The sequence below is a fragment of the Pseudomonas asiatica genome (assembly GCF_040214835.1).
GTDB lineage: Bacteria > Pseudomonadota > Gammaproteobacteria > Pseudomonadales > Pseudomonadaceae > Aquipseudomonas > Aquipseudomonas putida_Z.
The window spans coordinates 5,147,796-5,173,336 of sequence record NZ_CP157874.1 but is presented as its reverse complement, the minus strand read 5'-3'; the positions used below and the strand labels follow the sequence as shown (position 1 = coordinate 5,173,336).

The window sequence follows — 25,541 nt, the reverse complement described above, 5'->3', positions numbered from 1 at the left end:
GCAGTGGCTGCGGGCGGGCGTTGCCATCAGTTGGCGACGATGTTGACCAGCTTGCCCGGTACCACGATGACCTTGCGGATGGTCAGGCCATCGATGAAGCGCAGGACATTCTCGTTGCTGCGCGCGGCGGCTTCGATTTCTTCGCGGCTGGCGGCGGCCGGCATTTCGACCTGGCCACGCAGCTTGCCGTTGACCTGCACCACCAGGGTGACGGTGTCCTGTACCAGGGCTGCCTCGTCGACGGCTGGCCAGCTGGCGTCGATGACGGCCTGCTGGTGGCCCAGCTGTTGCCACAGCTCGTGGGAGATGTGCGGGGTGATCGGTGCCAGCAGCAGGGTGACGGCCTCCAGGCCTTCCTGCAGCAGGGCACGGTCCTGTTCAGTGGCCTGCGGGGCCTTTTCCAGCACGTTCATCACGGTCATCACCTGGGCGATGGCGGTGTTGAACTTGTGGAACTGGCCTACGTCGGTGCTGGCCTGCTTGATGGCGGCGTGGATGGCGCGGCGGATGACCTTCTGCGCGTCGTCCAGGGTGGCGACATCCAGCTTGCCCGGCAGGCCTTGGGCCACGTGGGCCTGGGCCAGGCGCCAGACGCGGCGCAGGAAGCGGCTGGCGCCTTCGACGCCGGAGTCGGACCATTCCAGGCTCATGTCGGGCGGCGAGGCAAACATCATGAACAGGCGGCAGGTGTCGGCGCCGTACTGGTCGATCATCGATTGCGGATCGACGCCGTTGTTCTTCGACTTCGACATCTTCTCGGTGCCACCGATTTCCACCGGCAGGCCGTCGGTCTTCAGGCGGGCGCCAATGATCTTGGCCTTGGCATCGCGCTCGACTTCGACATCGGCCGGGTTGAACCAGTCCTTGCCGCCGTTGCTGGCCACACGGTAGTAGGTTTCGGCGACCACCATGCCCTGGGTCAGCAGGTTCTTGAACGGCTCGTTCGAGGTCACCAGGCCTTCGTCACGCATCAGCTTGTGGAAGAAGCGCGCGTACAGCAGGTGCAGGATGGCGTGCTCGATACCGCCGATGTACTGGTCGACCGGCAGCCAGTGGTTGGCCGCTTTCGGGTCGACCATGCCACCTTCGTAGTTCGGCGAGGCGTAGCGGGCGAAGTACCACGACGACTCGACGAAGGTGTCCATGGTGTCGGTTTCGCGCTTGGCCGCGGTGCCGCATTTCGGGCAGCTGCACTCGTAGAATTCAGGCATGCGCGCCAGCGGCGAACCGGCACCGTCCGGCACCACGTTCTCTGGCAGGGTGACCGGCAGCTGGTCTTCCGGCACCGGTACGTCGCCGCAGGACGGGCAGTGGATGATCGGGATCGGGCAGCCCCAGTAGCGCTGGCGGCTGATACCCCAGTCGCGCAGGCGGAACTGGGTACGCGATTTGCCCAGCTCCTTGCGGATCAGGGCGGCTTCGATGGCGTCGAAGGCACCGGCGAAGTCGAGGCCGTCGAACTCGCCGGAGTTGATCAGCTGGCCGTGCTCGCCATAGGCGGCCAGCCACTCGTTGCCGACTTCGTCGCCAGCGCTGGTGCGCACCACGGCCTTGACCGGCAGGTTGTACTTGCGGGCGAACTCGAAGTCGCGCTCATCGTGGGCCGGCACGGCCATGACGGCGCCATCGCCGTAGTGCATCAGCACGTAGTTGGCGACCCATACCGGCAGCTTCTCGCCGGTCAGCGGGTGCTCGACCAGCAGGGAAGTGGCCATGCCCTTCTTCTCCTGGGTGGCCATGTCGGCTTCGGCAACGCTGCCGCTCTTGCACTCGTCGATGAACGCCTGCAGCGCCGGGTTGCCCTGGGCGGCCTGGGTGGCCAGCGGGTGTTCGGCGGCGACGGCGACGTAGGTGGCGCCCATCAGCGTGTCGGGACGGGTGGTGAAGACCTTGAGGGTGCCTTCGTGGCCGATGCTGGCCAGGTCGAACGGGAACTGTACTTCCATGCCGCGCGACTTGCCGATCCAGTTGCGCTGCATGGTCTTGACCTGCTCAGGCCAGCCCGGCAGCTCGTCGAGGCTTTCCAGCAGCTCGTCTGCATAGTCGGTGATGCGGAAGTAGTACATCGGGATTTCGCGCTTCTCGATCAGCGCGCCCGAACGCCAGCCACGGCCGTCGATGACCTGCTCGTTGGCCAGTACGGTCTGGTCCGCCGGGTCCCAGTTCACGGTACCGTTCTTGCGGTAGATGATGCCTTTCTCGAACAGGCGGGTGAACAGCCACTGCTCCCAACGGTAGTAGTCGGGCTTGCAGGTGGTGACTTCACGTGCCCAGTCGATGGCCAGGCCCAGGCTCTTGAGCTGGGTCTTCATGTAGTCGATGTTTTCGTACGTCCACTTGGCCGGGGCGACGTTGTTCTTCATCGCCGCGTTTTCCGCGGGCATGCCGAAAGCGTCCCAGCCCATCGGCTGCAGGACGTTCTTGCCCAGCATGCGCTGGTAGCGGGCAATCACGTCACCGATGGTGTAGTTGCGCACGTGGCCCATGTGTAGCTTGCCGCTCGGGTACGGGAACATCGACAGGCAGTAGTAGGTGTCCTTGCCTGGCTGTTCGGTAACAGCGAACGATTGTTGCTCGTCCCAGAACTTCTGGGCGGCGGCTTCGATATCACGGGGCGTGTATTGTTCGTGCATGGCTACTTTTTGCTGAGAGGGAAGAGACCTTGTTCCAGGCAGCGGAACCTCGCTGCGTCCGGCACTCCGGTGTCGTTTAGAGTGAACGCCGTAGCATACAGCAGCGCCGCGCATCGTGGGAAACCTTCGTTGCGAATGCCCGCTGGTCGCGGCACACGGCTGCTTTTTTCAACGACGCTAAGCTCAGGTGTGGGGGGAGATATTCTTATCTTCAATGAGGTGAACGGATGGGAGAGACGCAGCTACCCGCAATCAGACCGGAGCTATACGAACGCCTGATCGACCGGCTTGGCCTGGCGCTGGAAGTGGCCAGGACCTCGGTGCGATTGCGCGACGAAATGCCAGCCGAGCTGGAGTTGCGTGGCCTGAGCCACGCAGAGTTCGAACTGATCAAGGCCTACCTGGATTCCCTCCCGGAGCGCCACAATGCCTGTGTCGGCAGTTACCCACAAGCGGAGCCGACATCGGCCAAGATCATCTGGCTCAAGGACAAGAAACGCCCCGCCAGCACGGCGAGATCCAGGACGCTGCCACATCGCTAGCCGTTCAGGACGCCAGGCGCAGGCTATCGCGCGCCGGTTCTTCAAAATTTGCACAGCTAACGATCGGCGCCGGCCGCACCCTTGTTGACCGGCGTCGATCCTTCTAGGCTGCACGCCTGCCAAGGAGGTGTGGCCGATGCCGATCCGATTCTTCGTCAAACAATGGCTGATGCCGCCAGGCGTCCTGTTCCTGCTGCTGCTTGTGGCGTGGTGGCTGCGTCGCCGCCGGCCCAGGCTGGCAGCGCTGTGTTTTGCCGTGGGCCTTGGTGGCCTGTGGCTGATGAGCCTGCCGCTGGTGGTGCAGGAAACCGCCCGTGCGCTGGAGACGGAAGCGCCGCTGGCGGTAAGCGATTGGGCCGGCCTGGCAAGCCGGGCGGATGCCATCGTGGTGCTGGGCGCGGGGCGTGAGCGAGGTGATCCGGCCTGGGGTGGTAGCGACCAGCCCACGGCCACGGCGCTGGAGCGCATGCGCTTTGCCGCACGGCTGGCCAAGGCTTCAGGCTTGCCGGTGCTGACCAGTGGCGGGTTGCACTATGGCACGCCGCCGAGCGAGGCGCGGTTGATGGCTGATCGCCTGCGTGAAGATTTCGGCATCGAGGTGAAATGGCGGGAAGAGGGCAGCCGCACGACCTGGGAGAATGCCCGGCTGACGGCCAAGGTGCTGCAGCCGTTGGGGATTCGCCGGGTGGTCGTGGTGACCCAGGCCTGGCACATGCAGCGCTCGCGCTGGAGCTTCGAGCAGGCGGGGTTCGAGGTGGTGCCGGCGCCAGTCGGGTTCCTCGGGCGCGATCATGCGCGGCCGTTCGGCGGGTTGCTGCCGGAGAGCCGGGCGATGTGGCAGAGCGGGCAGTTGCTCAATGAAGTGGCCGGGTTGGTGGGGTATCGGCTGTTCTACTGAGCCTTGTACTGCCTGCACCGGCCTCTTCGCGGGCACGCCCGCTCCCACAGGTTCATCACAGCCCTTGTGGGAGCGGGCGTGCCCGCGAAGAGGCCGGTACAGGCGACATCATCAGACAGTCTTGGCTATTCGCCCAGCCAGCAACGCCCAACCCAGCAGCAATGCACAGACTATCGCCAGCGGCCACGACCGCCATTGCAGGTACGGCGTCAGCTTCTGCATCGGCACCACCTCGCCATACAGCACCGCCTGCTGGAACTGCGGTACCTGCGTGGTAATGCGGCCAAACGGGTCGATCAGCGCGGTCACGCCATTGTTGGTGGCGCGGATCATCCAGCGCCCGGCTTCCAGCGCGCGCATCTGTGCCATCTGCAGGTGCTGCAACGGGCCGATCGAGGTACCGAACCAGGTGTCGTTGCTGATGGTCAGCAGCAGGTCGCTGCGGGCCGCCAGGCCGGCGGCGAATTCGGGGTAGACCACTTCGTAGCAGATGTACGGCGCAATCTGGTAGCCCTTGGCCTGCAGCAGCGGCTGGTCTTCCGGCCCGCGGGCGAAGTCCGACATGGGCAGGTTGAAGAACTCGATCAGGCCACGCAGCATGTCCTGCAGCGGCACATACTCGCCAAAAGGCACCAGCTTCTGCTTGAGGTAGGTGCCATCGCCTTCGCCAGTGACGGTGATGCCGTTGTAGTAGCGGCGCTGGTGATGCACCACTTCACGCACCGGCACGCCGGTAATCAGCGCCGAATGCCGCTCGGCGGCAAACCGGCCCATCACGTCGATATAGCCTTGGGCCTGGTCCTTGAGCACCGGGACCGCGGTTTCCGGCCACACCAGCAGGTCTACCGGCCTGGAGCTGAAGCTCAGGTCACGGTACAGCGCCAGTTGCGCATCGATGTGCGCCGGGTCCCATTTCAGGTCCTGCTCGACGTTGCCCTGGATGGCCGCCACTTTCAGTGGGTCGCCCGCCGGCTTGGTCCAGGCATGGCCCTTGAGCGCCAGGCCCAGCACCCACGGGGCCAGCAACAGCAGACAGCCCACCGCGAGGAACGAGGGGCGGGCGCGCAGGCGGTGCACGTTGCACAACAGGGCAGCGGTCAGGGCCAGTGCGAAGGAAATCAGCCACACGCCACCCAGCGGTGCCAGGCCGGCCAGCGGGCCGTCCAGCTGGCTGTAGCCGGCGTAGAGCCAGGGGAAGCCGGTCAGGAACCAGCCGCGGAAGGCCTCTTGCAGCAGCCACAGGGCGGCAAAGCACAAGGCGTCGGCCAGTGGTGCTTCGGTGCGGCGCAGCCAGCGTGCCCACAGCCAGGTGGGCAGGGCGAAGAACCAGGCCAGGGCGGCGAAGAAGGCCAGCAGCAGCAGGATCGCCAGCAGCGGCGAGGCGCCGCCGTAGGTGTTCATGCTGACGTAGATCCACCAGGTACCGGCACCGTACAGGCCGAAGCCGAACCACCAGCCGCGCCACATGGCCTGGCGCGGGCTGAGCTCGCGCAGGCCGAGGTAGAGCAGGGCGATGGACAATACGGCCAAGGGCCAGATGTCGAAAGGCGCCAGGGCCAGGAGGGTGGAGGCACCGGCCGCCAGGGCCAGCAGGTTACCGGGCCAGCCGGGGCGGGTGATCCAACGCATGTTTGTCCTTAACGGGTGATCGGTGTCAGGCGCAGCAAGTGTATCCGCCGGCTGTCGGCATTGAGAATACGGAACTTGTAAGGGCCGATCTCGGTGGTCTCGTTGCGCTTGGGCAGGTGACCGAAGGCGCTCATTACCAGGCCGCCGACAGTGTCGAACTCGTCATCGGAGAATTCGCTGTCGAAGAACTCGTTGAAGTTTTCGATCGGGGTAAGCGCCTTGACCAGGAAGTCACCGCTAGGCAGCGGTTTGATGTAGCTGTCTTCCTCGACGTCGTGCTCGTCCTCGATGTCGCCGACGATCTGCTCCAGCACGTCCTCGATGGTGACCAGGCCGGCCACGCCGCCGTACTCGTCGATGACGATGGCCATGTGGTTATGGTTGGCGCGGAACTCGCGCAGCAGCACGTTCAGGCGCTTGGACTCGGGCACGAAAGTGGCCGGGCGCAGCAGGTCCTTGATGTTGAAGCTGTCGCCATTCTCCTTGAGGATCAGCGGCAGCAGGTCCTTGGCGAGCAGGATCCCGAGCACATCGTCGTGGCTTTCGCCGATCACCGGGTAGCGCGAGTGCGCGGCGTCGATCACCGCCGGCAGGAACTCGCGGGGCGACTGGCTGGCCTTGATGCTGATCATCTGCGAACGCGGCACCATGATGTCGCGAACCTGCAGGTCGGCCACCTGGATGGCGCCTTCGACGATGGTCAGCGCTTCGCTGTCCAGCAGTTTGTTCTGATGGGCTTCGCGCAGCAGTTCAAGGAGTTGCTGGCGGTTTTTCGGCTCATGGGCAAAAGCCTGGGTCAGTTTACCCAGCCAGGACTTCTGCCCGTTGCTCGATCGATCTTCGCTCATGGCGGTTCTCGTGATCCTTCGTGTTTCAGTGTGTGATGGTGTCGGTTTCATCGTCGGCGTACGGGTCGGGATGACCCAGTTCTGCCAGCAATTCCCGTTCCAGGCCTTCCATTTCCTCGGCTTCCTCATCCTCGATGTGGTCGTAGCCGAGCAGGTGCAGGCAACCGTGTATGACCAGGTGTGCCCAGTGCGCTTCCAGCGACTTGCCTTGATCGGCGGCTTCGCGCTCGACCACTGGCACGCAGATCACCAGGTCGCCCAGCAACGGGATATCGAGCAGGTCGTCGGGGACGTCGGCCGGGAACGACAGCACATTGGTCGCGTAGTCCTTGTGCCGGTAGGTGTGGTTCAGCTCGCGGCCTTCGGCTTCGTCGACCAGGCGAATGGTCATTTCCGAATCGGCGCTGCGCTGGCGCAGGGCCAGTTCGCACCAGCGGCGAAAGGCGTTGTCATCCGGGGCGGCAGCATCCGTGGCCCGTTGAATATCGAGTTCAAGCATCTTTGCCGGGCGCCTCGGGCTTGGCCTGGCGGGCATCGAAGCGGTCGTAGGCCTCGACAATGCGCTGCACCAGTGGGTGACGAACCACATCTTTGGGTTGGAAGTGGGTGAAGCTGATACCCGGAACGTCCTTCAGCACCTCGATGACGTGTGCCAGACCTGACTTGGTGCCGCGGGGCAGGTCAACCTGGGTGATGTCACCGGTGATGACCGCGGTGGAGCCAAAGCCGATACGGGTAAGGAACATCTTCATCTGTTCCAGCGTGGTGTTCTGGCTCTCGTCGAGGATGATGAAGCTGTTGTTCAGGGTGCGGCCACGCATGTAGGCCAGCGGCGCGATCTCGATCACCTGGCGCTCGATCAGCTTGGCCACATGTTCGAAGCCGAGCATTTCGTACAGGGCGTCGTACAGCGGGCGCAGGTACGGGTCGATCTTCTGGGCCAGGTCGCCGGGCAGGAAGCCGAGCTTTTCGCCCGCCTCTACCGCAGGTCGCACCAGCAGGATCCGGCGCACCTGTTCGCGTTCCAGCGCGTCCACGGCGCAGGCCACGGCCAGGTAGGTCTTGCCGGTACCGGCCGGGCCGATGCCGAAGTTGATGTCGTTGGCCAGGATTTCCTTGACGTAGCGTTGCTGGTTAACCCCGCGCGGGCGGATGTTGCCCTTTCGCGTGCGCAGCGACACGCTGACCTCGTTGACGGCCGGGTTGTCGATGTTCTCGACGGTCGATTCCTGCAGGTACAGATGCACGGTTTCCGGCGACAGGTCGCTGGCCTTTGTCTCGCGGTAGAGACGGCGCAGCAGTTGTTCGGCAGCGGAGGTGGTCTTGGGTTCGCCGATCAGTTCGAACTGATTGCCGCGGTTGCGGATCTCGATGGCCAGGCGCTGTTCGATCAGGCGCAGGTGCTCGTCGAACTGGCCGCACAAGTTGGCGAAACGGTGGGCCTCGAAGGGTTCGAGGATGAAGCGATGGGGTTGTATGGGTGCGTTCAAGGTCGTTTTTAGCCGCTCGACGGCAATGGATGTGAACTCAAGAATAACCCTTGAATGGCAGTGGCGAAAGCACTGAAACGTTCAACGGTATGTATGGCCTGTTCCGGCCTCTTCGCGGGCACGCCCGCTCCCACAGGTACCGCACCGCTTCGAAGGTGGGCGCAATACCTGTGGGAGCGGGCTTGCCCGCGAAGGGGCCGGTACAGGTATGATGCCCGCCTTTTCTTACGCATGTGTTATCCCGACGAACATGAGCAAACGCGAACCTGCCATCTATAAAGTGATCTTCCTCAACCAGGGGCAGGTCTTCGAGATGTATGCCAAGCAGATCTACCAGAGCGACCTGTGGGGGTTCCTGGAAATCGAGGAGTTCGTGTTCGGCGAGCGTTCGCAGCTGGTGGTGGACCCGAGCGAGGAGAAGCTCAAGAGCCAGTTCGATGGGGTGATCCGCAGCTTCGTGCCGATGCACTCGATCGTGCGCATCGACGAGGTGGAGCGACTGGGCACGGCTAAGATCAGTGAAGCCAAGGGCGGCGGCAACGTGATGCCGTTCCCCATGCCGATGCCGGAAAAGTAACCCTCAGGGAAGTGGCGAGAACGGCGTGCGCCCTTCGGCGTTCTGCAGTTCCAGCAGGTACTTGCGGAAGATCTGGCCGAGCACCTGGGTGGCATGCTCCAGCTCGTCGCGGGGCATTTGCTCGGTCACTTCGTCGGCCATGTCCAGCGCATCCTCGGCGCCGTTGACCGCGGCCATCTTCAGCAGTATGTAGGCCTGCACATTGTTGGCCTTGACCCCTTCGCCACGGAAGAACATGGCGCCCAGGCGGTACTGGGCCTCGGCATGGCCTTGCAGCGAGGCCTTTTCGAACCAGTTCAGGGCTTTGCCCAGGTTTTTCGGCGTTTGCGTGTAGTAGTATTCGCCCAGTTCGAATTGCGCCAGGGCATCCCCCGCCGTTGCCGTCTGCTCACAAGCCTTGAGGGCGTTTGCCAGGTCTTCAGGCTGGACATTCAAGGTGCAGCGGCCCGTCGCCGGAATCAGCAACGAGTTACCGCCCTCCGCCAGAGCCAGCAGGGGCTGAAGAAGCAACAGGCAGCCCAGGGTCAGGGCGCGGCCGGTGCGGTTCATGGGGATCGACTTACCTCTGCAAAGCTGCGGCCAATGTCTCTGGTGGCACATTATGGGATAAGCAGCGCCAACCTTACAAAGTTTTACTCGAATTTCTGCTTGGTTGGGGAAGTCAGCTGATTGTGCAGGGTCTTTTGTTGCCTGTCCCGGCCTCTTCGCGGGCACGCCCGCCCCCACAGGGATCGCACCATTTTCAAGGTTGGTGCAGAACCTGTGGGAGCGGGCGTGCCCGCGAAAGGGCCGGGACAGGCTGACAATTACTTCAGGGCTGCAAAAGCCTTTTCAGCCGCATCCAGGGTGATCTGCAGCTCCTTGTCCCCATGGGCGATGGAGGTAAAGCCGGCCTCGAACGCGCTCGGCGCCAGGTACACGCCACCATCGAGCATCAGGTGGAAGAAGCGCTTGAAGCGCTCGGCATCGCTGGCCATCACGTCTTCGAAGGTGACGATGTCGTCGGCGCCGCTGAAGTACAGGCCGAACATGGCACCGGCCTGGGTGGTGACGAACGGCACGCCAGCGGCATCGGCGCGCTGTTGCAGGCCGTCGAGCATGCGGCTGGTGTAGTCGGTCAGCTCGGCGTGGAAGCCCGGGCGGCTGATCAGCTTCAGGGTGGTCAGGCCGGCGGCCATGGCCAGCGGGTTACCCGACAGGGTACCGGCCTGGTAGACCGGGCCGAGCGGGGCGATGCAGCCCATGATTTCACGCTTGCCGCCGAAGCAGCCGACCGGCATGCCGCCGCCGACGATCTTGCCGAAGGTCGACAGGTCCGGCTTGATGCCGTAGTGGCCCTGGGCGCCGCCGAGCGAAACGCGGAAACCGGTCATCACTTCGTCGAAGATCAACACCACGCCGTGCTTGTCGCACTGCTCGCGCAGGCCTTCGAGGAAGCCTGGCGCCGGCGGTACGCAGTTCATGTTGCCGGCTACCGGCTCGACGATGATGCAGGCTACGGTCTGGCCGACTTCGGCCAGGGTCTTCTCGACGGCGGCGATGTCGTTGAACGGCAGGGTCAGAGTGTGTTTGGCGAAGTCCGCCGGCACGCCCGCCGAGCTCGGCACACCCTGGGTCAGCAGGCCGGAGCCTGCTTTTACCAGCAGGCTGTCGGAGTGGCCGTGGTAGCAGCCTTCGAACTTGATGATGGCGTCACGGCCGGTGTAGCCACGGGCCAGGCGGATGGCGCTCATGGTGGCTTCGGTGCCCGAGCTGACCATGCGCACCATCTCCATGGATGGCACCAGCGAGCAGACCAGGTCGGCCATCTCGGTTTCCATGGCGGTCGGGGCGCCATAGGACAGGCCGTGCTCCAGCTGCCTGCGTACCGAGTCCAGTACCTCCGGGTGGCCGTGGCCGAGGATCATCGGGCCCCAGGAGCCGACGTAGTCGACGTAGCGCTTGTCATCCTCGTCAACGACGTAGGCGCCTTCGGCATGCTTGAAGAACAGCGGCGTGCCGCCAACGCTCTTGAAAGCGCGGACCGGTGAGTTGACGCCACCGGGGATGTGCTTCTGGGCTTGGGCGAACAGGGCTTCGGAACGGGACATGGGGGTTCTCTCGAATCAGGATGCGAACAAGGCGTTGAAGGCGCGGGCGCGGCGGGTGACTTCCTGAGCGCTGTCGGCACCGAACAGGCCGTGGATCACCGCCAGCAAGTCGGCGCCATGGGCGACCAGCGGGGCGGCGTTGTCGAGGGTAATGCCGCCGATCACCGCGATCGGCAGTTTCACCTGGGCGCGGGCCTGCTCCAGCAATTCGATGTTGGCAGCGGGTGCACCCGGCTTGGTGACAGAATTGAAGAAGCGGCCAAAGGCCACGTAGCTGGCGCCTTCGCTGGCAGCCTGCGCGGCCAGCTCGAGGCTGGCGTGGCAGGTGGAGCCGATGATTGCCTGGCGTCCGAGCAATGCGCGGGCCGGGGTCAGCGGGCCGTCGGTCTGGCCCAGGTGCACGCCGACGCCCAGGCGCGCGGCCAGTTCGGCGTCGTCGTTGATGATCAGCTGAGTGCCGTAGCGCTCGCAGAGCTGCATCAGCCCTTCAGCTTCGCGCAGGCGGCGTGCCGCGTCGTCACTTTTGTCGCGGTACTGCAGCAGGCATACGCCGCCTTCCAGTGCCGCCTCGACATGGGACAGGAAACGGCCAGCGAGCAGCTGGCTGTCGGTGATGGCGTACAGACCGCGTAGCTTCATTGGAGGCCTCGTGTCAGGAGCAGAAATCCAGCGGCAGGCGGCGCGGCACGAACTGGCCCTTGCCCAGCTGTTCGGCGTCACGCAGGGTGCGCCAGGTGTAGTCCAGGGCGCTGCGGACGGCGCTTTCCAGCTGCTCGCCGAGGGCCAGGCGGCCGGCCAGGGCGCTGGCCAGGGTGCAGCCCGAGCCGTGGTAGCTGCCCGGCAGGCGCTGGCAGGTCCAGGTGTGGTGCTGGCCGTCGCGGCTGTACAGGCGGTTGTGAATTTCGTCTTCGTCGCCGTGACCGCCGGTAATCAGCAGGTGTCTACAGAACGGCAACAGTTTCTCGGCACACTCGTCGGCGGTGCCTTCGGGCAATTCGGCAAGGATGCGGGCTTCGGGCAGGTTCGGCGTGGCGATGGTCGCCAGCGGCAGCAGGCGTTCGCGCAGGGCGTAGCCCACTTCGTCCTTGCCCAGGCGGCCACCACCACCGGCACGCAGCACCGGGTCGCAGACCAGTGGCAGGTGCGGGTGGGCGGCCAGCAGTTCGGCGACGGTGTCGACCATTTCGATCGAACCGAGCATGCCGAGCTTGACGGCGGCCACCGTGGAGTCGGCCAGCACGGCGTTGGCCTGGGCCAGCACCCACTCGCGGTCGAGCACGCGGAAGTCGGAAACGTTGACGGTATCCTGCACGGTCAGGGCGGTCACTGCGGGCGCTGCGTGACAGCCTTGGGCGATCAGGGCTTCGATATCTGCCTGCAGGCCGGCGCCGCCACTGGGGTCGTGGCCGGAGAGACAGAGGACAACGGGGCGGGAGCTGTAGGTATTCATGGTCGGCGAGCTTACCACCAATCCTGTTTGGGCGGATCGTCCTACAAACGAGTTTTGTTGATCGTAAGGTCAGTTTTTTGCTGGTTTAATTTCTGAAAGCATTGATTTAGAGCCTTTTCTTTGTGATTGGATATGGTCGATTGCCAGGTTGCGAAGCTATGCTAGAGTGCTCGGATAACTCTACAAACGGGTTCTGCCGGATCGTGTCGTCTCAAACGGATGGGAGGCAACCGCGACTCGACCGGACAGGCCATGCTGGGGCTGTATGCGCTATTTGCTGATTGTGCTTCTGGGCTTGCTGCCCGTGCTGGCCGGGGCGGTCGATTTCGACGACGCTACGCGGCATCTTCCGCTGGGCAAGGCCATGCAGGTTTATGAAGACCTCGATGGCAGCGCCAGCATCGCCCAGGTCAGTGCCCCTGGGTTCGCCAAGCATTTTCGCCCCCACCACGAAGACGTGCTGAACGCCGGTTATTCCACCTCGGTGTTCTGGCTCAAGGTCGAACTGCGCCCTGTCGCCGCGCCTGGCGCCGCCCCACGGCAATGGCTACTGGAACTGGCCTATCCGCCGCTGGACCACCTCGAGCTGTACCTGCCCGACAGCAGTGGCAGTTACCGCCTGGCCCGGCGCACTGGCGACGCCTTGCCCTACCAAAGCCGGCAGATCCTGCAGAACAACTACCTGTTCGAACTGCAGCTGCCGCCTGGCCAGGTGACCACCGCCTACCTGCGTCTGCACAGCCAGGGTTCGGTGCAGGCGCCGCTGGCGCTGTGGTCCGCCCAGGCCTACATGGAGGAGCAGCCCACGCGCCTGTATGTGCTGGGGATGATCTACGGCGTGCTGTTGGTGATGCTGGTGTACAACCTGTTCATCTACCTCAGCGTGCGCGACGTCAGCTACCTCTACTACATCCTCTATATCGCCTCGTTCGGCTTTTACCAGGTGTCGGTGAATGGCGCCGGTGTGGCCTACTTCTGGCCGGACAGCCCGTGGTGGGCGAATGCTTCGACGCCGTTGTTCATCGGGGCAGCTGGCCTGTTCGGCTGCCAGTTCGCCCGGCACTTCCTGCAACTGGGCAGCATCAGCCGTGGTTTCGACCGGCTGCTGCAGCTGCTGATGCTGGGTGGCGCGCTGGTCATGGTGCTGGCGGTGAGCATGCCCTACGGCGTCGCCCTGCGCATGGCCACCGTGCTGGCGTTGCTGTTTACCGTGAGCATCTTCGCTGCCGGGCTGTACGCCTGGTGGCGTGGCTTGCGCGTGGCTCGCTGGTTCATCATCGCCTGGACGGCATTCCTGCTCGGTGGCCTGGTCAACACCCTGATGGTGCTGGGCTACCTGCCGAACGTGTTCATCACCATGTATGCCAGCCAGCTGGGGTCGGCGCTGGAGGTGGCCTTGTTGTCGCTGGCGCTGGCCGACCGCATCAACAGCCTGCGCGAGCAGCAGGCGCAGACCTTGCGAGACACCGGGCGCACGCTGGAACAACTGAACCTGCAACTGGCCAGGAGCAACCGGCTGAAAGATGAGTTCCTGGCCAGCGTGACCCATGAGCTGCGCACGCCGATGAATGGTGTGATCGGCTCGCTGGAGCTGATGCATACCCTGCCGATGGAGGCCGAGATGGCCCAGTACCACCGCACGGCGGTGGGCTCGGCCCAGGGCATGATGGATATGGTCGATGCCATTCTTACCCTGTCCGAACTGCAGGCCGGCCGCCTGCGCGCGCAGTCGGCGCCATTCAGCCTGCGTGACCTGCTGCAGGGCGTGCGTGCCGGTTATGCCGGGCAGGCTTTGGGCAAAGGCTTGTACCTGAGCCTGGACATCCCGGCCGATGTGCCGGACGGGTTGCTGGGCGATGCTCAGAAGCTGGCCCGCTGCCTGGGGTGCCTGGTGGACAACGGTTTGAAGTTTACCCACCAGGGCGGGGTGATGATCCAGGTGCGCGGGCGCCGGGTGGGGCCTGACGACCTGGCGCTGACCTTCATGGTCAGCGACAGCGGTATCGGCTTCGATGACCTCGATCAGGCGACCCTGTACCAGCGCTTCTTCCAGGTCGATGGCTCGATGACCCGGCGTTATGGCGGGCTGGGGATTGGTTTGTCGATCTGCCGGCAGATGGGGGAATTGCTGGGGGCACGGTTGTCGCATGAGTCGACGCGGGGGTTGGGGAGCCGGTTCGAGTTGAGTTTGAACATGGCTATTGCGCAGGTGCAGATGGCATCGAATGTTCTGCAGGCGCGACGGTCGCTGTAGGTCTTATTGGGGCTGCTTTGCAGCCCTTCGCGGGCACGCCCGCTCCTACAGGTTTGGTGCTCAGCCCAAATAAATGCGCGATCCCCTTGTGGGAGCGGGCGTGCCCGCGAAGGGCCGCAAAGCGGCCCCAAGAAACCCACAGGCTACAACAACTCCAGACTCTTCCTACGCACTGGCACTGGAAACTGCGCCAACTGCGAAATACCCTACAACCTCTGTCGACACGCGTCTGATTGTTCCTGCAAATCCCGCGCTCTAGGCTTTTCCAGTCGCTGATGGTTCAGCGATCGGGTGTGGAAACCTGGCAAGACCTATGGTGCGTGTCGTTACGACAGCTGTACGCGGGAGGCCTTTGGGCCTACCGGGTTCGCATCATGCCTGGTTTTCCACCCCGTGTGCAGCTGTCACCCCTATGTGTGGAAACGGACGGGTGGCACATATTTCCATGGTGCCGAACTCATGAACGACGAAACCAAAACCACCCCTGGCGTTACCTACTTCTACCAAGGCGAAGGCCAAACCCATCCACTGTTCCGCATTGCGGAGGGCATCCCCTGTCGCAGCGCCCGTGAGCAGGCCTCGGAGCTGATGGGGTATGCGCGGGACTTGTCGCTTACCGGTTTGATGGATGGCGACCAGCAAATGATGTGGGCTTCGCACTACTTCGCAGCAATGGCCAAGGCGCTGCTGGATGATGCCGAGTTGGGCTTGATGCGCTGATTCTTGTACTGGCTGTACCGGCCCTTTCGCGAGTGAACCCGCTCCCACAGGAGTTGTGCATAGACTGAAAGATAAGCTATCTCTGTGGAAGCGGGTTTCGCGCGGTGAGTCCTCAGGCAAGGCTGGGCAGCGCTAATGGTGCGTAAGCCGACAAAAATCCCAATAGTGCAGTAATGGGCATCCAGCAGATAATCAGCCATAGAACATTTGCCCAAGTTATTTTTGAATTTTCAAACCCACACGCATCATCCTCGTAAACATTGACTGACTGTTGAATCTGCGCCATTGCTACCGAGAAAAAGGTGGTGTACAGGAGCATGAGCATAATCGGGATTGTGGTGAAAACTGAGAGTGGCAGGCTATCGAATACCTTTTCGGATATATAGAATTCCCAGCCCGCTATCATTAAGATGGGGCGCAAAACATCAGGGTGACACCGAGCGCACTACCTTCTACGGGCCGGTTCGCTTGAGTGCAGCGAGCGACGATTTTTTTCATCAAGAAGTATATTGTTAACGCACCGAAAATTGTACAGAACAGTGGGATGAGTCTGAAGCCATGCTGGCCTCTAATAAGTAACCAGTGTCGATAGTGCCAGTAGTAAAGGTACAGGCCCATTGATAAGGAGCCCATGATTATGAGTTTTGAAATGGAAATGACATAGAGTTGTGTTTTTTTTAGGGGGCGAGGTGGTAAGCGATTCGGGGTGGTGCTTCTGCTCTGAGGTCATATGGGGTGGTCTCTCAGTTTGGCTATTCGATGAAGAAGTTTATGGCTATCCAGATGATGCCGATGATGTTCAACGATGATGAAATAAGTATTTTTCTTTTTAGCTTTTTAGGGAATTGTAGGTAGTCTTGCTCATCCATAAGCCCTCTGCGAATACTTGCGGCTGGTGATCCGATGGTACCAGCGATTACAGAAATGACTAGCACTCTGGAGCCTATCTTTTTCTCCCCCCACATACCGGTCGCAAATGGAAGGCACGCACTCCGTTGGAGTGCCGATGTCATCTCTTTATATTGGCGAGAGCAGGCGATATGAACATCAGAAGCAAACCCAATCAAAATTAGGCATGCAGGTGTTGCTAGCAAGAATAGTCTTAGTTTTAAGTCGAGATGCTCAATCATCTGCAAAGACCTCGAAGACTAATTCGCCGAGTTTTTCTCCGTATTCCATGCCACCTACGCTACCAGCCAAGGCTCCTGCGCCAGTGATTACTATTCCGCATGCGAGAGTCCCAGATCCGAATCTCCAGCAAACCTTCGCAGAGACTCTGGCTGTTACTTTGCCAGCCGCCCAGCCGCCAGCTAAGCCACCAGAGAAATTACTAGCCTCAGTAACTTTGACTTTTTCGCAGGCTTTGGAGTTTCCTTCTTTGCAGACTTCAGAGACTTTGATTGCCGAGCCTATGCCGCCAATGGTTACGCCTATACGCCCTCCGGTTTTCAAATATCTGGCCATCTTGGCCAGTTTATCCAAGTGCGTCGAATAACCAGGGATGTGTGTCGGTCCTCCCGCTTTGGTCCAGTGATGGACCAAACTTCTGGATGAGATTCCCAAGTCCCGCCGCAAACTTTCATAATTTCCGAGATTGAGCCGCTTGTTCAGAACGGTCGCGTTCAGGTTTGCACTTAATTGCTTAAATAGTTTCTGACGCTCCGCAAAAAACTCAGGGTGCCTAAGATGCCCATGTTTGATGAATTGATCTTTATGCAGGTCTTCAATTTTTCGCAATATGTCGCTGAGCTCATCCAGCGACTTGCCAACCATCGCCTCACTCACCCCCATCGCCAGGCTTACATCACTGAGCAACCCGGCGATCTCGGCCTGATGGCGCGTCATGAATTCGGCTTCCTCCGGCGTCAGTTCTGCCAACGCTTCCCGCGCCTGTTTCGCCGCACTCATCGCAATCAGTTCTTCACGCGTGCAGACTGGCCGCCGCAAGCCGTCGCCGATGACAAAGATCTCACCTGCCTTGAACCCACGTTCATACGTCGGGTTCAGTCGCTCCAGAATCGAACTCGGCAAATTGGCCTGCGGCGCGCCGAGCTCTGCCAAGACTTCCTGGTACGTCATGCAACGCGGAACGATGTAGAAGCCAGGTTCCATGCCTTGCGCAGCGGTCGAGGGCTGGAATGCCCCAGGTTGATAGCTGTTTCTTACCTGATTACTCGCTTGAACCTGTGGCGGTGCCTCATGAACGGCCTCAGGTGCAGGCGCCCTGCGCGGCGCCGGAGCTGAATGCCCTCCCGCAATCAGGCGATTGCTGCCCAATGGGCACCCGCATTGCACCAGCGCTCCATCCAAAGCTGTAGGTATGCCGTCCTGCTGCCAGCGGGACTCGCCTTCGATGAGGGTGCCTTCTTGGCCACAGCGCGGGCAGGGGGTGGTCTTGTCGCCCTTTAGCAGCCAGTCTTTACCGTGTACACGGCCCCTGGCCTGGCCGGCAATGCAGATGGCGCCAGTGGTGGTTTCGTCCCCGTCCAGGCCCTGGCCTCGGCCGAAGATGTTCATGCGCATGCTCATGGCTCGCCTCTTTTTTAAAAGTGAAAGCCAGGAACCTAGCAGCCTGTAGGCGGGTATTTTCAGGCTGGGGAGGGTTTAGGAAGGGTCCTACAGTGAATAGGGATTTGGACTACAGCGCTTTTTGTTGGCAGTGCCGGGAAGTGAAGCGGGGATCGGGTTAGGGCTAGCAGGTGCTCGCCGTGACAGGTGTAGCGTTTGGGAGATCGAGCGCCGCCCGCGCGGCGCTCGATCTCCCAGGCGCTGCAACTGTCGTGGCGAACACCTCTCAGCCCCGCTGCATCCCCAAGACATGCCCCCCACCACATGTTTAGTCATTAATGTCACTTTGACTGACTCACAGGGAGTGCTTCACTGGGTCTCTCAAGCCTACCCGGATCCAGGAGTCCCCCGATGAACCTGCACCAGTACGCTGAAACCCACGAAGTCACCAACCAGCCACCGCCCCTCGACGGTGCCAACCTTTACCGCCTCGACCTGCCGCTACAGGAATGGTCGCGGCGTTTCGGTGCGGGTTGGGCCGAATCGCGGATCGATGCCTACGGTGCCCTGGCCGGCGGCCCGCTGATGCAGGCGGGCTTCCTGGCCAATGCGCACAAGCCGGAGTTCAGCAGCCACGACCGCTACGGCCATCGCATCGACCTGGTCGAGTTCCACCCCGCCTACCACGAACTGATGCGCACCGCCGTCGAGCACGGTCTGCCGTCGCTGCCATGGGCCGAACCCCGCCCAGGCGCCCATGTGGCGCGGGCTTCGATGACCTACCTGCACAGCCAGGCCGAGGCCGGTACCGGCTGCCCGCTGACCATGACTTTCGCTGCCGTGCCAGCGCTGCGGCTGCAACCCGAACTGGCCGAATACTGGCTGCCGAAAATCCTCGCCTGCGAGTACGACCCGCGTAACGTCGGCGACCGCCACAAGGCCGGGGTAACCCTGGGCATGGCCATGACCGAGAAGCAGGGCGGCACCGATGTACGGGCCAACACCACCCGGGCTTATCCAGTCGGCGCCGCTGGCCCGGGTCAGGCCTACGAACTGGTCGGGCACAAGTGGTTCTGCTCGGCGCCGATGTGTGACGCCTTTCTGACCTTGGCGCAGACCGAAAAAGGCCTGAGCTGCTTCCTGCTGCCGCGTCACCGCCCGGATGACAGCCGCAACCAGTTCTATATCCAGCGCCTGAAGAACAAGCTGGGCAACAGTTCCAACGCCTCCAGCGAGGTGGAATTCCGCGGTGCCCTGGCCTGGATGGTCGGGGAAGAAGGGCGGGGCGTGCCGACCATCATCGAAATGGTGGCCATGACCCGCTTCGACTGCATGGTCGGCTCCAGCGCCCTGATGCGCCAGGCGCTGACCCAGGCGACCCACCATTGCGCGCACCGCAAGGTCGGCGGGCGGCTGCTGAGCGAGCAGCCGTTGATGCAGAACGTGCTGGCCGACCTGGCGTTGGAAAGCGAGGCCGCGCTGGCCCTGAGCCTGCGCATGGGGCAGGCGCTGGAGCAGCTGGAAGACCCGCAGCAGGCGCATTTCGCCCGGCTGGTCACGGCGGTGGGCAAGTACTGGATCTGCAAGCGCGCGCCGGCGATGATCAACGAGGCCGCCGAGTGCCTGGGCGGGGCGGGTTATGTGGAAGACAGCATCCTGCCACGGCTATACCGCGAAGCGCCGGTGAACTCTACCTGGGAAGGCTCGGGCAATGTGCAGTGCCTGGACGTGCTGCGGGCCTTGTCCAAGGAGCCGGGCGTGCTCGATGCGCTGTTCGCCGAGCTGGGCGATGGGCACGGGGACCCGCGCCTGGCGGCGCACATCGGTAACCTCAAGGGGGCGTTTGCCGACACTGGCGACATGCAGTACCGCGCGCGGCAGCTGACCGAGGATATTGCCCTGGCGCTGCAGGCCAAGCTGTTGCTTGAGGCGGGCAATGCGGTGGTGAGTGATGCGTTTATCGACAGCCGCTTGACGGGGGGCGGGCGCGTGTATGGGGCGTTGCCGCGGGGTGTGGATGTGGAGGCATTGGTGGCCAGGGCGACGCCAGCACTGGACCTGTAGGAGCGGCCTTGTGTCGCGATAGGGCTGCGAAGCAGCCCCAGGGGATCAGCGCAGATGCACAAATTGCCGGGGCTGCTTTGCAGCCCTATCGCGACACAAGGCCGCTCCTGCAGGGACCAGCGCTGGCCTGCTGATTAACACCGATCAATGGGGGTGTATTTAGCCAAGAAGGCAGGCAAGATGGTTCACATGCATGTCCAGACAGGAAGCACAGTGTGAGCCAAGCTTTTGTAGTCGTTGATACCCCCGAACAGGCCGTCGACCGTCTGGCGGCCCTGCATGACCAGGCCACCGGGGCCCTTAGCCAGGCCCTCAAGCGTTACCTGAAGGACCGTACCGAGCCAGGCGTCGAAGAGCGCGACCTGTTCCGCTACCCGGCGCTGCGCCTGACCTACTACAGCCACGGTGAAGTCGCTGCCACCACGCGGGCTTACGCCAAGGTTCAGGTGGCCGGTACCTACAGTGTCACCATTACCCAGCCGGCTGCTTTCCGTGGCTATCTGCTGGAGCAACTGCGCCCGCTGATGCACGACTACACCGTCACGGTAGAGGTCGGCGTCAGCGAACAGAACATCCCTTACCCCTACGTGGTCGACCAGGGCGACGAACTGGCCGGCAGCGGCATCACCGCCGCGCAGCTGGCGCGGGTGTTCCCCAGTACCGACCTGTCGGCTGCCACCGACAACATCGCCGACGGCCTGTATGACTGGGGCAGTGCCGAAACCCTGCCGCTGGCGCTGTTCGATGCCGCGCGGGTCGACTTCTCGCTGCGCCGTCTGGTGCACTACACCGGCAGCGACTGGCGCCATGTGCAGCCATGGATCCTGCTGACCAACTATCACCGCTATGTCGACCAATTCATCAGCCACGGCCTCGACCAGTTGCGTGACGACCCGCGCTTCGTGCGCATGGTGCTGCCGGGCAACGTGGTGATCGAAAAGGGCATGGACCACGGTGAAACCCAGGCCCTGGTGGCCAGCGTGGTCTGGCACCGTTACCAGATGCCGGCGTACCACCTGATCGCCGCCGATGGCGACGGCGTCACGCTGGTCAACATCGGCGTCGGCCCGTCCAATGCCAAGAACATCACCGACCACCTGGCCGTGCTGCGCCCGCACTGCTGGCTGATGATCGGCCACTGCGGCGGCCTGCGGCAGTCGCAGACCATCGGCGACTATGTGCTGGCACACGCCTACATGCGCCGTGACGGCATTCTCGACCGGGTGGTGCCGCCTAACATCCCGATTCCGGCCCTGGCCGAAGTGCAGCTGGCCTTGCAGGAAGCCGCCGCGCAGGTCACCGGCGAGCGTGGCGAACAGCTGAAGAAGCGTCTGCGCACTGGCACCGTGCTGACCTACGACGACCGCAACTGGGAGCTGCGCTGGGCCCAGGAGCGGCCGCTGATCAACCTGTCGCGTGCCGTGGCAGTGGACATGGAAAGCGGTACCATTGCCGCCCAGGGTTACCGCTTGCGCGTGCCGTACGGCACCTTGCTGTGTGTGTCCGACAAACCGCTGCACAGCGAGATCAAGCTGCCGGGTTCGGCCAACGCCTTCTATAACCGGGCGGTCAGCCAGCATCTGAAGATCGGCATTGCCGCCCTCGACCTGCTGCGCACCGAGCTCAACTCGCTGCACTCGCGTAAACTGCGCAGTTTCGATGAGCCGCCGTTCCGCTGAGGATCCATGTCACTGCCACCCCGTTCCAAGCCGCGCCGCCCCCAGGCGCGGCCTGCCGCCGGCCCGCGTCGCCAGCCCAAGGCGCCACCGGCCGAGCCGCGCCTGATCCTGTTCAACAAACCGTTCGACGTGCTGACCCAGTTCAGCGACGGCGACGGGCGCGCGACGCTCAAGGACTACATCGACATCCCCGGCGTGTACCCGGCCGGGCGGCTGGACCGCGACAGTGAAGGCCTGTTGCTGCTGACCAACGATGGCGGCCTGCAGGCGCGCATTGCTGACCCCAAGCACAAGCTGGCCAAGACTTACTGGGTTCAGGTGGAGGGGGAGCCGAGCGAGGAGCAGTTGCAGCGCTTGCGCGATGGCGTGGAACTGAACGATGGGCCGACCTTGCCGGCCGAGGCGCGGCGCCTGGACGAGCCGGCGCTGTGGCCGCGCAACCCGCCGGTGCGTTTTCGCAAGAGCGTGCCGACCAGCTGGCTGGAGCTGGTGATTCGCGAAGGGCGTAACCGCCAGGTGCGGCGGATGACGGCGGCGGTGGGGTTGCCGACCTTGCGCCTGGTGCGGGTGCGGATTGGCGACTGGGCGCTGGATGGGTTGGAGCAGGGGGGCTGGCGCGAAGTGGCCGCCAAGCTTTAGTCCAGTTCAAGGGCCATTCGCGGGCACGCCCGCTCCCACAGGTATAGTGCAGCCCTCAAGTGCAGCGCCAGACCTGTGGGAGCGGGCGTGCCCGCGAATGGCCCTGAATTTTCTACACCCCTTCGAGAAACCCCACCACCACGCTCTTGATGATAAAGGCCAACACCCCCAGCCCCAGCACGAAGAACAGGATCAGCGTCCCGAACCGCCCGGCCTTGGACTTTTTCGCCAGGTCCCAGACGATGAAACCCATGAAACCGATCAACACGGTGACCAGGATGATCATCATCCACTCTTCGAATACGGCGGGATCCATCGGTGTTCTCCAGGCGGGTTGAGCGTCCGATTATACGCTTGCTGGCGCAGGCAATTAACGCAGGTGGGTCAAGGGCAGCTCGGTGCTGGCCAGCACCTGGTTCAGCACGAAGCTCGAACGCACGCTGGTGACGCCTTCAATGCGGGTCAGGCTGCCTAGCAGCAGTTTCTGGTAGTGGTCCATGTCGGGCACCACCACCTTCAGCTGGTAGTCGGCATCCATGCCGGTGACCAGGCTGCATTCAAGCACCTGTGGCAGGTTGCGGATGGCCGCCTCGAAGGTTTCGAAACGCTCCGGGGTGTGGCGGTCCATGCCGATCAGCACGTAGGCAGTCAGGCTCAGGCCCAGCTTCTTGCGGTCGAGCAGGGCCACCTGGCGCGAGATGTAGCCATCGTCCTCCAGTTGCTTGACCCGACGCGAGCATGGCGAAGGCGACAGGCCGATGCGTTCGGCCAGTTCCTGGTTGGAAATGCGCGCATCGCGCTGCAATTCGGCGAGGATGCTCAGGTCGTAGCGGTCAAGTTTGCTCATGGTTTATGCCTTTTCTGTTCGGATTGCGGTGAATTATCAATCCAGGGTGAAAAATTGCGCAAGTGCTATTTATCCGAGCAATCTTCGCAATCATCTGCCGCAACCTGTCCGGTATCTTTATCCACAGAATCACTGCCCGGACATCAGTCCACGGCGACGCGCCCTAGGCGGGCGGTCGCGGCCAGCCATCCAACAGGATCTGCAGGCCCCCGGGCTACACACCTTCCAGAAGACGGTGTGAGGTGAGCCGGCGCCACAAGTGCCGAGCACGGACGACAATTCCTGAAGGGAGGCCCAGCGGCCTCCCTTTTTTCATGTCCGGAAATTTAATTGGCGTGCGTGACAGGCGCGGTAGACTGGCTGTGGTTGCCGTATTTTCTACCGAGAGGAACAGCATGAAGTCGCGCATCTGGCAGTTGGCAGGTGTTGGTGTGTTGGGGTTGAGCATCAGCCTCGGGGCCATGGCCGAAGGGCCGGGCGAGGGGGCGCCGGGCCGCTCGCTCAATTCGCGTGACGAAGTGCAGCAGACCCAGCCGCCACGCCAGGGCTATTACCAGGACATTCCCCGCCGCCATGGCGATAACCGCCATTGGGAAGCCGGTGGCCCGGGGCAACGGCCTGGCGGTGACTGGCAGGGGCGCCCGGATGGTCATGGCAATGGCTGGGGGCCGGGGCCGCAGTATCGCCCGGGGCACACCATCGATCATTTCCCGGACCGCTACTGGAAAGTACCCTACCGTGGCGATGACTACTTCTACTCCGGTGGTTACTGGTATCGCCCCCATGGTGGCCGCTATGTCGTGGTGACCCCGCCCCAAGGCGTGCGGGTCGACTACCTGCCGCCCTATGCGCGGGAAGTCTGGCTGGGCGGGGCGCTGTTCTTCCTGGTGGCAGATACCTATTACCAGTACCTGGCCGACAGCCGCGAGTACGTGGTGGTCAACCCGCCGGTTGCCGCGCCGGCACCTGTAGGCGGTGGGTATGACGTGGTGGCCTACCCGATGTATGGACAAGGGCAGGAACAACAGGACCAGGACCGGTACCAGTGCCACCGCTGGGCGGTGAGCCAGTCAGGGTTCGACCCGGCGACAGCGACTTATGCGCCGCCGGCCAATGTGGCGGACAACTACCGGCGGGCGCTGGGCGCGTGCTTCAGTGGCCGAGGCTACAGCATCAACTGAGCCAGATGTGCTGCCAGTCCCGGCCTTATCGCCGGCAAGCCAGCTCCCACAGGAACCGCACCGGCCTGAAGCCATGTGTAGTGCCTGTGGGAGCTGGCTTGCCGGCGATAGGGCCCTTGCAGGTTCACACCGGATCCGCGTGCACCATCACATCCGCCTGTGGATAACGCTGGCGGATCACCCTCGAGGCCTCCACGCACAAGGCATGCGCTTCATTTAGCGGCAATTGCCCCGGCATCTCCAGATGCAACTGCACGAACCACTGGTTGCCCGACACCCGCGTACGCAGGTCGTGCACGCCTTTGACCCCGGGAATGGCCAGCACCAGCGCTGCCATGTCCTCGCCAACATCGCCGGGCAGTTCCTGGTCCATCAGGATGGCCGTACTCTCCCGGGCGATCTGCAGCGCGCTCCAGAGGATATAGACAGCGATGCCCAGGCCGAACAGCGCATCCAGCTGCGGCCAGCCAAAGCGTGCCAGCAGCAGGGCCAGCAGGATGCTGCCGTTGAGCAGCAGGTCCGAGCGGTAGTGCAGGGAGTCGGCCCGTACCGCCGTGGAGCCGGTCAGGCGGATGACCTTGTGTTGCAGTGCCAGCAGGGCAAGGGTCAGCACCAGCGACAGCAGCATTACCCCGATACCGACGGCGGTATCGCCCAAGGGTTGCGGGGTGTGCAGGCGTTCAACCGCCTGCACCCCGATCAGCACCGCACTGACCCCGATGAACAGCGCCTGCGCCATACCGGCCAGGGCCTCGGCCTTGCCATGGCCGAAACGGTGGTCGTTGTCGGCCGGGCGCAGGGCGTAGTGCACGGCGAGCAGGTTGAGGAACGAGGCAACGGCATCCAGTGCCGAGTCGGTCAGCCCGGCCAGCAGGCTGACCGAGCCGCTCAGCCACCAGGCCAACGCCTTGCTCAGGACCAGGATGCTGGCCACCGCCAGCGATGCGCGAGTGGCCAGGCGTAGCAGGCGCTGGTGTTCAGCCGGGGTGGTCATCATCCGTGGGTAGTGTCCTTGTACTTCAGGCTGCAGGTACCAGGCCCAGGCTGGCCAACTGTTCGATGCTGCCGCGATGCTGGATCAGCCGTGGGTCGTTCAGCGGCAGGCGCTGGCCCAGTTCGCTTTCCAGAATGGCCTGCAACTTCAGGTTGTCGACCTTGCCATCGGGGCTCACGGCCTCGCGCAGTTTGACCGGGTCGACCTGAGCGGATCGCCCGCCTGAGTAATAAATGGCGCCCGTGGCGAAGTCGATACCGAAGGCGATCAGCCCCGGGATCACGTAGAACAGGATGCCGATGGCATCCATTGCGGCAACCACAGGGTCAATCTTGCCGCCGATCTGGCCGCGCCGTTCCGGGTAGAGAATGGTGCCGCAGGCGGTCAGTTGGGTCAGCAAGGTGACGATGAGGGCGCCACCGATGACGCGGGTTGGGATGCGCATGTAAATCTCCGAAAAGGTATCCAGCAGGGCAAGCGAAGCGCCTGCACCTGAAG

25 protein-coding genes are annotated in these 25,541 nt (G+C 63.0%); 9 read left to right on the top strand and 16 right to left on the bottom strand.

The features are described 5' to 3' along the window. Positions 1–26: 26 nt before the first annotated feature. Positions 27–2,633: a leucine--tRNA ligase gene (gene leuS / locus ABNP31_RS23105; protein ID WP_238066967.1), complete on the bottom strand. Its 2,607-nt coding sequence runs from the start codon at positions 2,631–2,633 to the stop codon at positions 27–29. 227 nt (positions 2,634–2,860) lie between these two features. Between leuS and ABNP31_RS23100 the strand changes: the two genes are divergently transcribed. Together ABNP31_RS23100 and ABNP31_RS23095 are read left to right on the top strand one after the other, a co-directional pair. Beyond that, positions 2,861–3,175, top strand: coding sequence for a hypothetical protein (locus tag ABNP31_RS23100; protein ID WP_003257582.1), 315 nt, complete (start codon positions 2,861–2,863; stop codon positions 3,173–3,175). Positions 3,176–3,311: 136 nt separating this feature from the next. Further along, positions 3,312–4,073, top strand: coding sequence for a YdcF family protein (locus tag ABNP31_RS23095; RefSeq protein WP_085617989.1), 762 nt, complete (start codon positions 3,312–3,314; stop codon positions 4,071–4,073). Between the two features lie 111 nt (positions 4,074–4,184). Here ABNP31_RS23095 and lnt read toward each other — a convergent pair whose 3' ends face one another. Genes lnt through ABNP31_RS23075 form a run of 4 tightly spaced genes read right to left on the bottom strand, consistent with a single transcriptional unit; the run spans position 4,185 to position 8,040 of the window. After that, positions 4,185–5,702: an apolipoprotein N-acyltransferase gene (lnt, locus tag ABNP31_RS23090; protein WP_013974344.1), complete on the bottom strand. Its 1,518-nt coding sequence runs from the start codon at positions 5,700–5,702 to the stop codon at positions 4,185–4,187. An 8-nt stretch (positions 5,703–5,710) separates the two neighbouring features. Next, positions 5,711–6,550 (bottom strand): HlyC/CorC family transporter, encoded by an 840-nt coding sequence (locus tag ABNP31_RS23085; protein ID WP_003257584.1) that lies wholly within the window; start codon positions 6,548–6,550, stop codon positions 5,711–5,713. Between the two features lie 25 nt (positions 6,551–6,575). Further along, positions 6,576–7,049, bottom strand: coding sequence for an rRNA maturation RNase YbeY (gene ybeY / locus ABNP31_RS23080; protein ID WP_085663580.1), 474 nt, complete (start codon positions 7,047–7,049; stop codon positions 6,576–6,578). Next, a complete protein-coding gene (locus ABNP31_RS23075; RefSeq protein WP_013974342.1) occupies positions 7,042–8,040 on the bottom strand; it encodes a PhoH family protein in 999 nt (332 codons plus the stop codon). The genes ybeY and ABNP31_RS23075 overlap by 8 nt, the downstream gene beginning before the upstream one ends. A 250-nt stretch (positions 8,041–8,290) precedes the next feature. On the opposite strand from ABNP31_RS23075, the gene ABNP31_RS23070 reads away from it, so the two are divergent. Beyond that, the gene (locus ABNP31_RS23070; RefSeq protein ID WP_013974341.1) at positions 8,291–8,617 is read left to right on the top strand and encodes a DUF1820 family protein; all 327 of its coding nucleotides are present in this window, start codon (positions 8,291–8,293) and stop codon (positions 8,615–8,617) included. 3 nt (positions 8,618–8,620) lie between these two features. Here the strand turns inward: ABNP31_RS23070 and ABNP31_RS23065 are convergent, their stop codons facing one another. The 4 genes from ABNP31_RS23065 to ABNP31_RS23050 all read right to left on the bottom strand — a co-directional run bounded on the left by ABNP31_RS23065 (position 8,621) and on the right by ABNP31_RS23050 (position 12,157). Then, positions 8,621–9,166, bottom strand: a complete 546-nt coding sequence (locus tag ABNP31_RS23065) for a tetratricopeptide repeat protein (RefSeq protein ID WP_350012803.1) — start codon at positions 9,164–9,166, stop codon at positions 8,621–8,623. 257 nt (positions 9,167–9,423) lie between these two features. Next, positions 9,424–10,707, bottom strand: coding sequence for a glutamate-1-semialdehyde 2,1-aminomutase (gene hemL / locus ABNP31_RS23060; protein ID WP_013974339.1), 1,284 nt, complete (start codon positions 10,705–10,707; stop codon positions 9,424–9,426). A gap of 15 nt (positions 10,708–10,722) precedes the next feature. Continuing rightward, complete coding sequence (thiE, locus tag ABNP31_RS23055; RefSeq protein WP_003257589.1) at positions 10,723–11,346, bottom strand: thiamine phosphate synthase; 624 nt, start codon at positions 11,344–11,346, stop codon at positions 10,723–10,725. A gap of 13 nt (positions 11,347–11,359) precedes the next feature. After that, positions 11,360–12,157, bottom strand: coding sequence for a hydroxymethylpyrimidine/phosphomethylpyrimidine kinase (locus ABNP31_RS23050; RefSeq protein ID WP_061550648.1), 798 nt, complete (start codon positions 12,155–12,157; stop codon positions 11,360–11,362). A gap of 265 nt (positions 12,158–12,422) precedes the next feature. Between ABNP31_RS23050 and ABNP31_RS23045 the strand changes: the two genes are divergently transcribed. Then, on the top strand, positions 12,423–14,411 hold the full coding sequence (locus ABNP31_RS23045) for a sensor histidine kinase (RefSeq protein ID WP_350012802.1): 1,989 nt from the start codon (positions 12,423–12,425) through the stop codon (positions 14,409–14,411). Between the two features lie 459 nt (positions 14,412–14,870). Then, positions 14,871–15,131: a DUF3077 domain-containing protein gene (locus tag ABNP31_RS23040; RefSeq protein WP_003257593.1), complete on the top strand. Its 261-nt coding sequence runs from the start codon at positions 14,871–14,873 to the stop codon at positions 15,129–15,131. A 112-nt stretch (positions 15,132–15,243) separates the two neighbouring features. Here ABNP31_RS23040 and ABNP31_RS23035 read toward each other — a convergent pair whose 3' ends face one another. The 3 genes from ABNP31_RS23035 to ABNP31_RS23025 form a co-directional block, all read right to left on the bottom strand. Beyond that, positions 15,244–15,450 carry a hypothetical protein gene (locus ABNP31_RS23035; protein WP_350012801.1) on the bottom strand — a complete coding sequence of 69 codons (207 nt, stop codon included), beginning with the start codon at positions 15,448–15,450 and terminating at the stop codon, positions 15,244–15,246. A 433-nt stretch (positions 15,451–15,883) separates the two neighbouring features. Continuing rightward, on the bottom strand, positions 15,884–16,261 hold the full coding sequence (locus tag ABNP31_RS23030) for a hypothetical protein (RefSeq protein ID WP_350012800.1): 378 nt from the start codon (positions 16,259–16,261) through the stop codon (positions 15,884–15,886). Continuing rightward, complete coding sequence (locus tag ABNP31_RS23025) at positions 16,254–17,660, bottom strand: PAAR domain-containing protein (protein WP_350012799.1); 1,407 nt, start codon at positions 17,658–17,660, stop codon at positions 16,254–16,256. The genes ABNP31_RS23030 and ABNP31_RS23025 overlap by 8 nt, the downstream gene beginning before the upstream one ends. A 390-nt stretch (positions 17,661–18,050) precedes the next feature. Here ABNP31_RS23025 and ABNP31_RS23020 point away from each other — a divergent pair, with 390 nt between their 5' ends. The 3 genes from ABNP31_RS23020 to ABNP31_RS23010 all read left to right on the top strand — a co-directional run bounded on the left by ABNP31_RS23020 (position 18,051) and on the right by ABNP31_RS23010 (position 22,021). Next, positions 18,051–19,703 carry an acyl-CoA dehydrogenase family protein gene (locus ABNP31_RS23020; protein WP_350012798.1) on the top strand — a complete coding sequence of 551 codons (1,653 nt, stop codon included), beginning with the start codon at positions 18,051–18,053 and terminating at the stop codon, positions 19,701–19,703. Positions 19,704–19,918: 215 nt separating this feature from the next. Further along, on the top strand, positions 19,919–21,382 hold the full coding sequence (gene amn / locus ABNP31_RS23015) for an AMP nucleosidase (RefSeq protein WP_025340748.1): 1,464 nt from the start codon (positions 19,919–19,921) through the stop codon (positions 21,380–21,382). A gap of 6 nt (positions 21,383–21,388) precedes the next feature. Next, the gene (locus tag ABNP31_RS23010; RefSeq protein ID WP_350012797.1) at positions 21,389–22,021 is read left to right on the top strand and encodes a pseudouridine synthase; all 633 of its coding nucleotides are present in this window, start codon (positions 21,389–21,391) and stop codon (positions 22,019–22,021) included. A 112-nt stretch (positions 22,022–22,133) separates the two neighbouring features. Here the strand turns inward: ABNP31_RS23010 and ABNP31_RS23005 are convergent, their stop codons facing one another. Beyond that, the gene (locus tag ABNP31_RS23005; RefSeq protein WP_013974331.1) at positions 22,134–22,337 is read right to left on the bottom strand and encodes a DUF2788 domain-containing protein; all 204 of its coding nucleotides are present in this window, start codon (positions 22,335–22,337) and stop codon (positions 22,134–22,136) included. A 54-nt stretch (positions 22,338–22,391) separates the two neighbouring features. Then, entirely contained in the window at positions 22,392–22,868 is a 477-nt protein-coding gene (locus tag ABNP31_RS23000; protein ID WP_003249795.1) for an Lrp/AsnC family transcriptional regulator, read from the bottom strand. 395 nt (positions 22,869–23,263) lie between these two features. Here ABNP31_RS23000 and ABNP31_RS22995 point away from each other — a divergent pair, with 395 nt between their 5' ends. Further along, complete coding sequence (locus ABNP31_RS22995) at positions 23,264–24,049, top strand: DUF6515 family protein (protein WP_085663584.1); 786 nt, start codon at positions 23,264–23,266, stop codon at positions 24,047–24,049. Between the two features lie 124 nt (positions 24,050–24,173). Here the strand turns inward: ABNP31_RS22995 and ABNP31_RS22990 are convergent, their stop codons facing one another. Next, positions 24,174–25,046 carry a cation diffusion facilitator family transporter gene (locus tag ABNP31_RS22990; protein WP_085663585.1) on the bottom strand — a complete coding sequence of 291 codons (873 nt, stop codon included), beginning with the start codon at positions 25,044–25,046 and terminating at the stop codon, positions 24,174–24,176. Between the two features lie 22 nt (positions 25,047–25,068). Further along, positions 25,069–25,488 (bottom strand): hypothetical protein, encoded by a 420-nt coding sequence (locus tag ABNP31_RS22985; RefSeq protein WP_013974328.1) that lies wholly within the window; start codon positions 25,486–25,488, stop codon positions 25,069–25,071. Positions 25,489–25,541: the final 53 nt, after the last annotated feature.

Excerpts from the sequence above, each read along its gene's own strand:
- leuS (WP_238066967.1), bottom strand. The coding sequence starts at position 2,633 with ATGCACGAACAATACACGCCCCGTGATATCGAAGCCGCCGCCCAGAAG.
- ABNP31_RS23100 (WP_003257582.1), top strand. The coding sequence starts at position 2,861 with ATGGGAGAGACGCAGCTACCCGCAATCAGACCGGAGCTATACGAACGC.
- ABNP31_RS23095 (WP_085617989.1), top strand. The coding sequence starts at position 3,312 with ATGCCGATCCGATTCTTCGTCAAACAATGGCTGATGCCGCCAGGCGTC.
- lnt (WP_013974344.1), bottom strand. The coding sequence starts at position 5,702 with ATGCGTTGGATCACCCGCCCCGGCTGGCCCGGTAACCTGCTGGCCCTG.
- ABNP31_RS23085 (WP_003257584.1), bottom strand. The coding sequence starts at position 6,550 with ATGAGCGAAGATCGATCGAGCAACGGGCAGAAGTCCTGGCTGGGTAAA.
- ybeY (WP_085663580.1), bottom strand. The coding sequence starts at position 7,049 with ATGCTTGAACTCGATATTCAACGGGCCACGGATGCTGCCGCCCCGGAT.
- ABNP31_RS23070 (WP_013974341.1), top strand. The coding sequence starts at position 8,291 with ATGAGCAAACGCGAACCTGCCATCTATAAAGTGATCTTCCTCAACCAG.
- ABNP31_RS23065 (WP_350012803.1), bottom strand. The coding sequence starts at position 9,166 with ATGAACCGCACCGGCCGCGCCCTGACCCTGGGCTGCCTGTTGCTTCTT.
- hemL (WP_013974339.1), bottom strand. The coding sequence starts at position 10,707 with ATGTCCCGTTCCGAAGCCCTGTTCGCCCAAGCCCAGAAGCACATCCCC.
- thiE (WP_003257589.1), bottom strand. The coding sequence starts at position 11,346 with ATGAAGCTACGCGGTCTGTACGCCATCACCGACAGCCAGCTGCTCGCT.
- ABNP31_RS23050 (WP_061550648.1), bottom strand. The coding sequence starts at position 12,157 with ATGAATACCTACAGCTCCCGCCCCGTTGTCCTCTGTCTCTCCGGCCAC.
- ABNP31_RS23045 (WP_350012802.1), top strand. The coding sequence starts at position 12,423 with ATGCGCTATTTGCTGATTGTGCTTCTGGGCTTGCTGCCCGTGCTGGCC.
- ABNP31_RS23040 (WP_003257593.1), top strand. The coding sequence starts at position 14,871 with ATGAACGACGAAACCAAAACCACCCCTGGCGTTACCTACTTCTACCAA.
- ABNP31_RS23035 (WP_350012801.1), bottom strand. The coding sequence starts at position 15,450 with ATGCTCCTGTACACCACCTTTTTCTCGGTAGCAATGGCGCAGATTCAA.
- ABNP31_RS23030 (WP_350012800.1), bottom strand. The coding sequence starts at position 16,261 with ATGATTGAGCATCTCGACTTAAAACTAAGACTATTCTTGCTAGCAACA.
- ABNP31_RS23025 (WP_350012799.1), bottom strand. The coding sequence starts at position 17,660 with ATGAGCATGCGCATGAACATCTTCGGCCGAGGCCAGGGCCTGGACGGG.
- ABNP31_RS23020 (WP_350012798.1), top strand. The coding sequence starts at position 18,051 with ATGAACCTGCACCAGTACGCTGAAACCCACGAAGTCACCAACCAGCCA.
- ABNP31_RS23010 (WP_350012797.1), top strand. The coding sequence starts at position 21,389 with ATGTCACTGCCACCCCGTTCCAAGCCGCGCCGCCCCCAGGCGCGGCCT.
- ABNP31_RS23005 (WP_013974331.1), bottom strand. The coding sequence starts at position 22,337 with ATGGATCCCGCCGTATTCGAAGAGTGGATGATGATCATCCTGGTCACC.
- ABNP31_RS23000 (WP_003249795.1), bottom strand. The coding sequence starts at position 22,868 with ATGAGCAAACTTGACCGCTACGACCTGAGCATCCTCGCCGAATTGCAG.
- ABNP31_RS22995 (WP_085663584.1), top strand. The coding sequence starts at position 23,264 with ATGAAGTCGCGCATCTGGCAGTTGGCAGGTGTTGGTGTGTTGGGGTTG.
- ABNP31_RS22990 (WP_085663585.1), bottom strand. The coding sequence starts at position 25,046 with ATGATGACCACCCCGGCTGAACACCAGCGCCTGCTACGCCTGGCCACT.
- ABNP31_RS22985 (WP_013974328.1), bottom strand. The coding sequence starts at position 25,488 with ATGCGCATCCCAACCCGCGTCATCGGTGGCGCCCTCATCGTCACCTTG.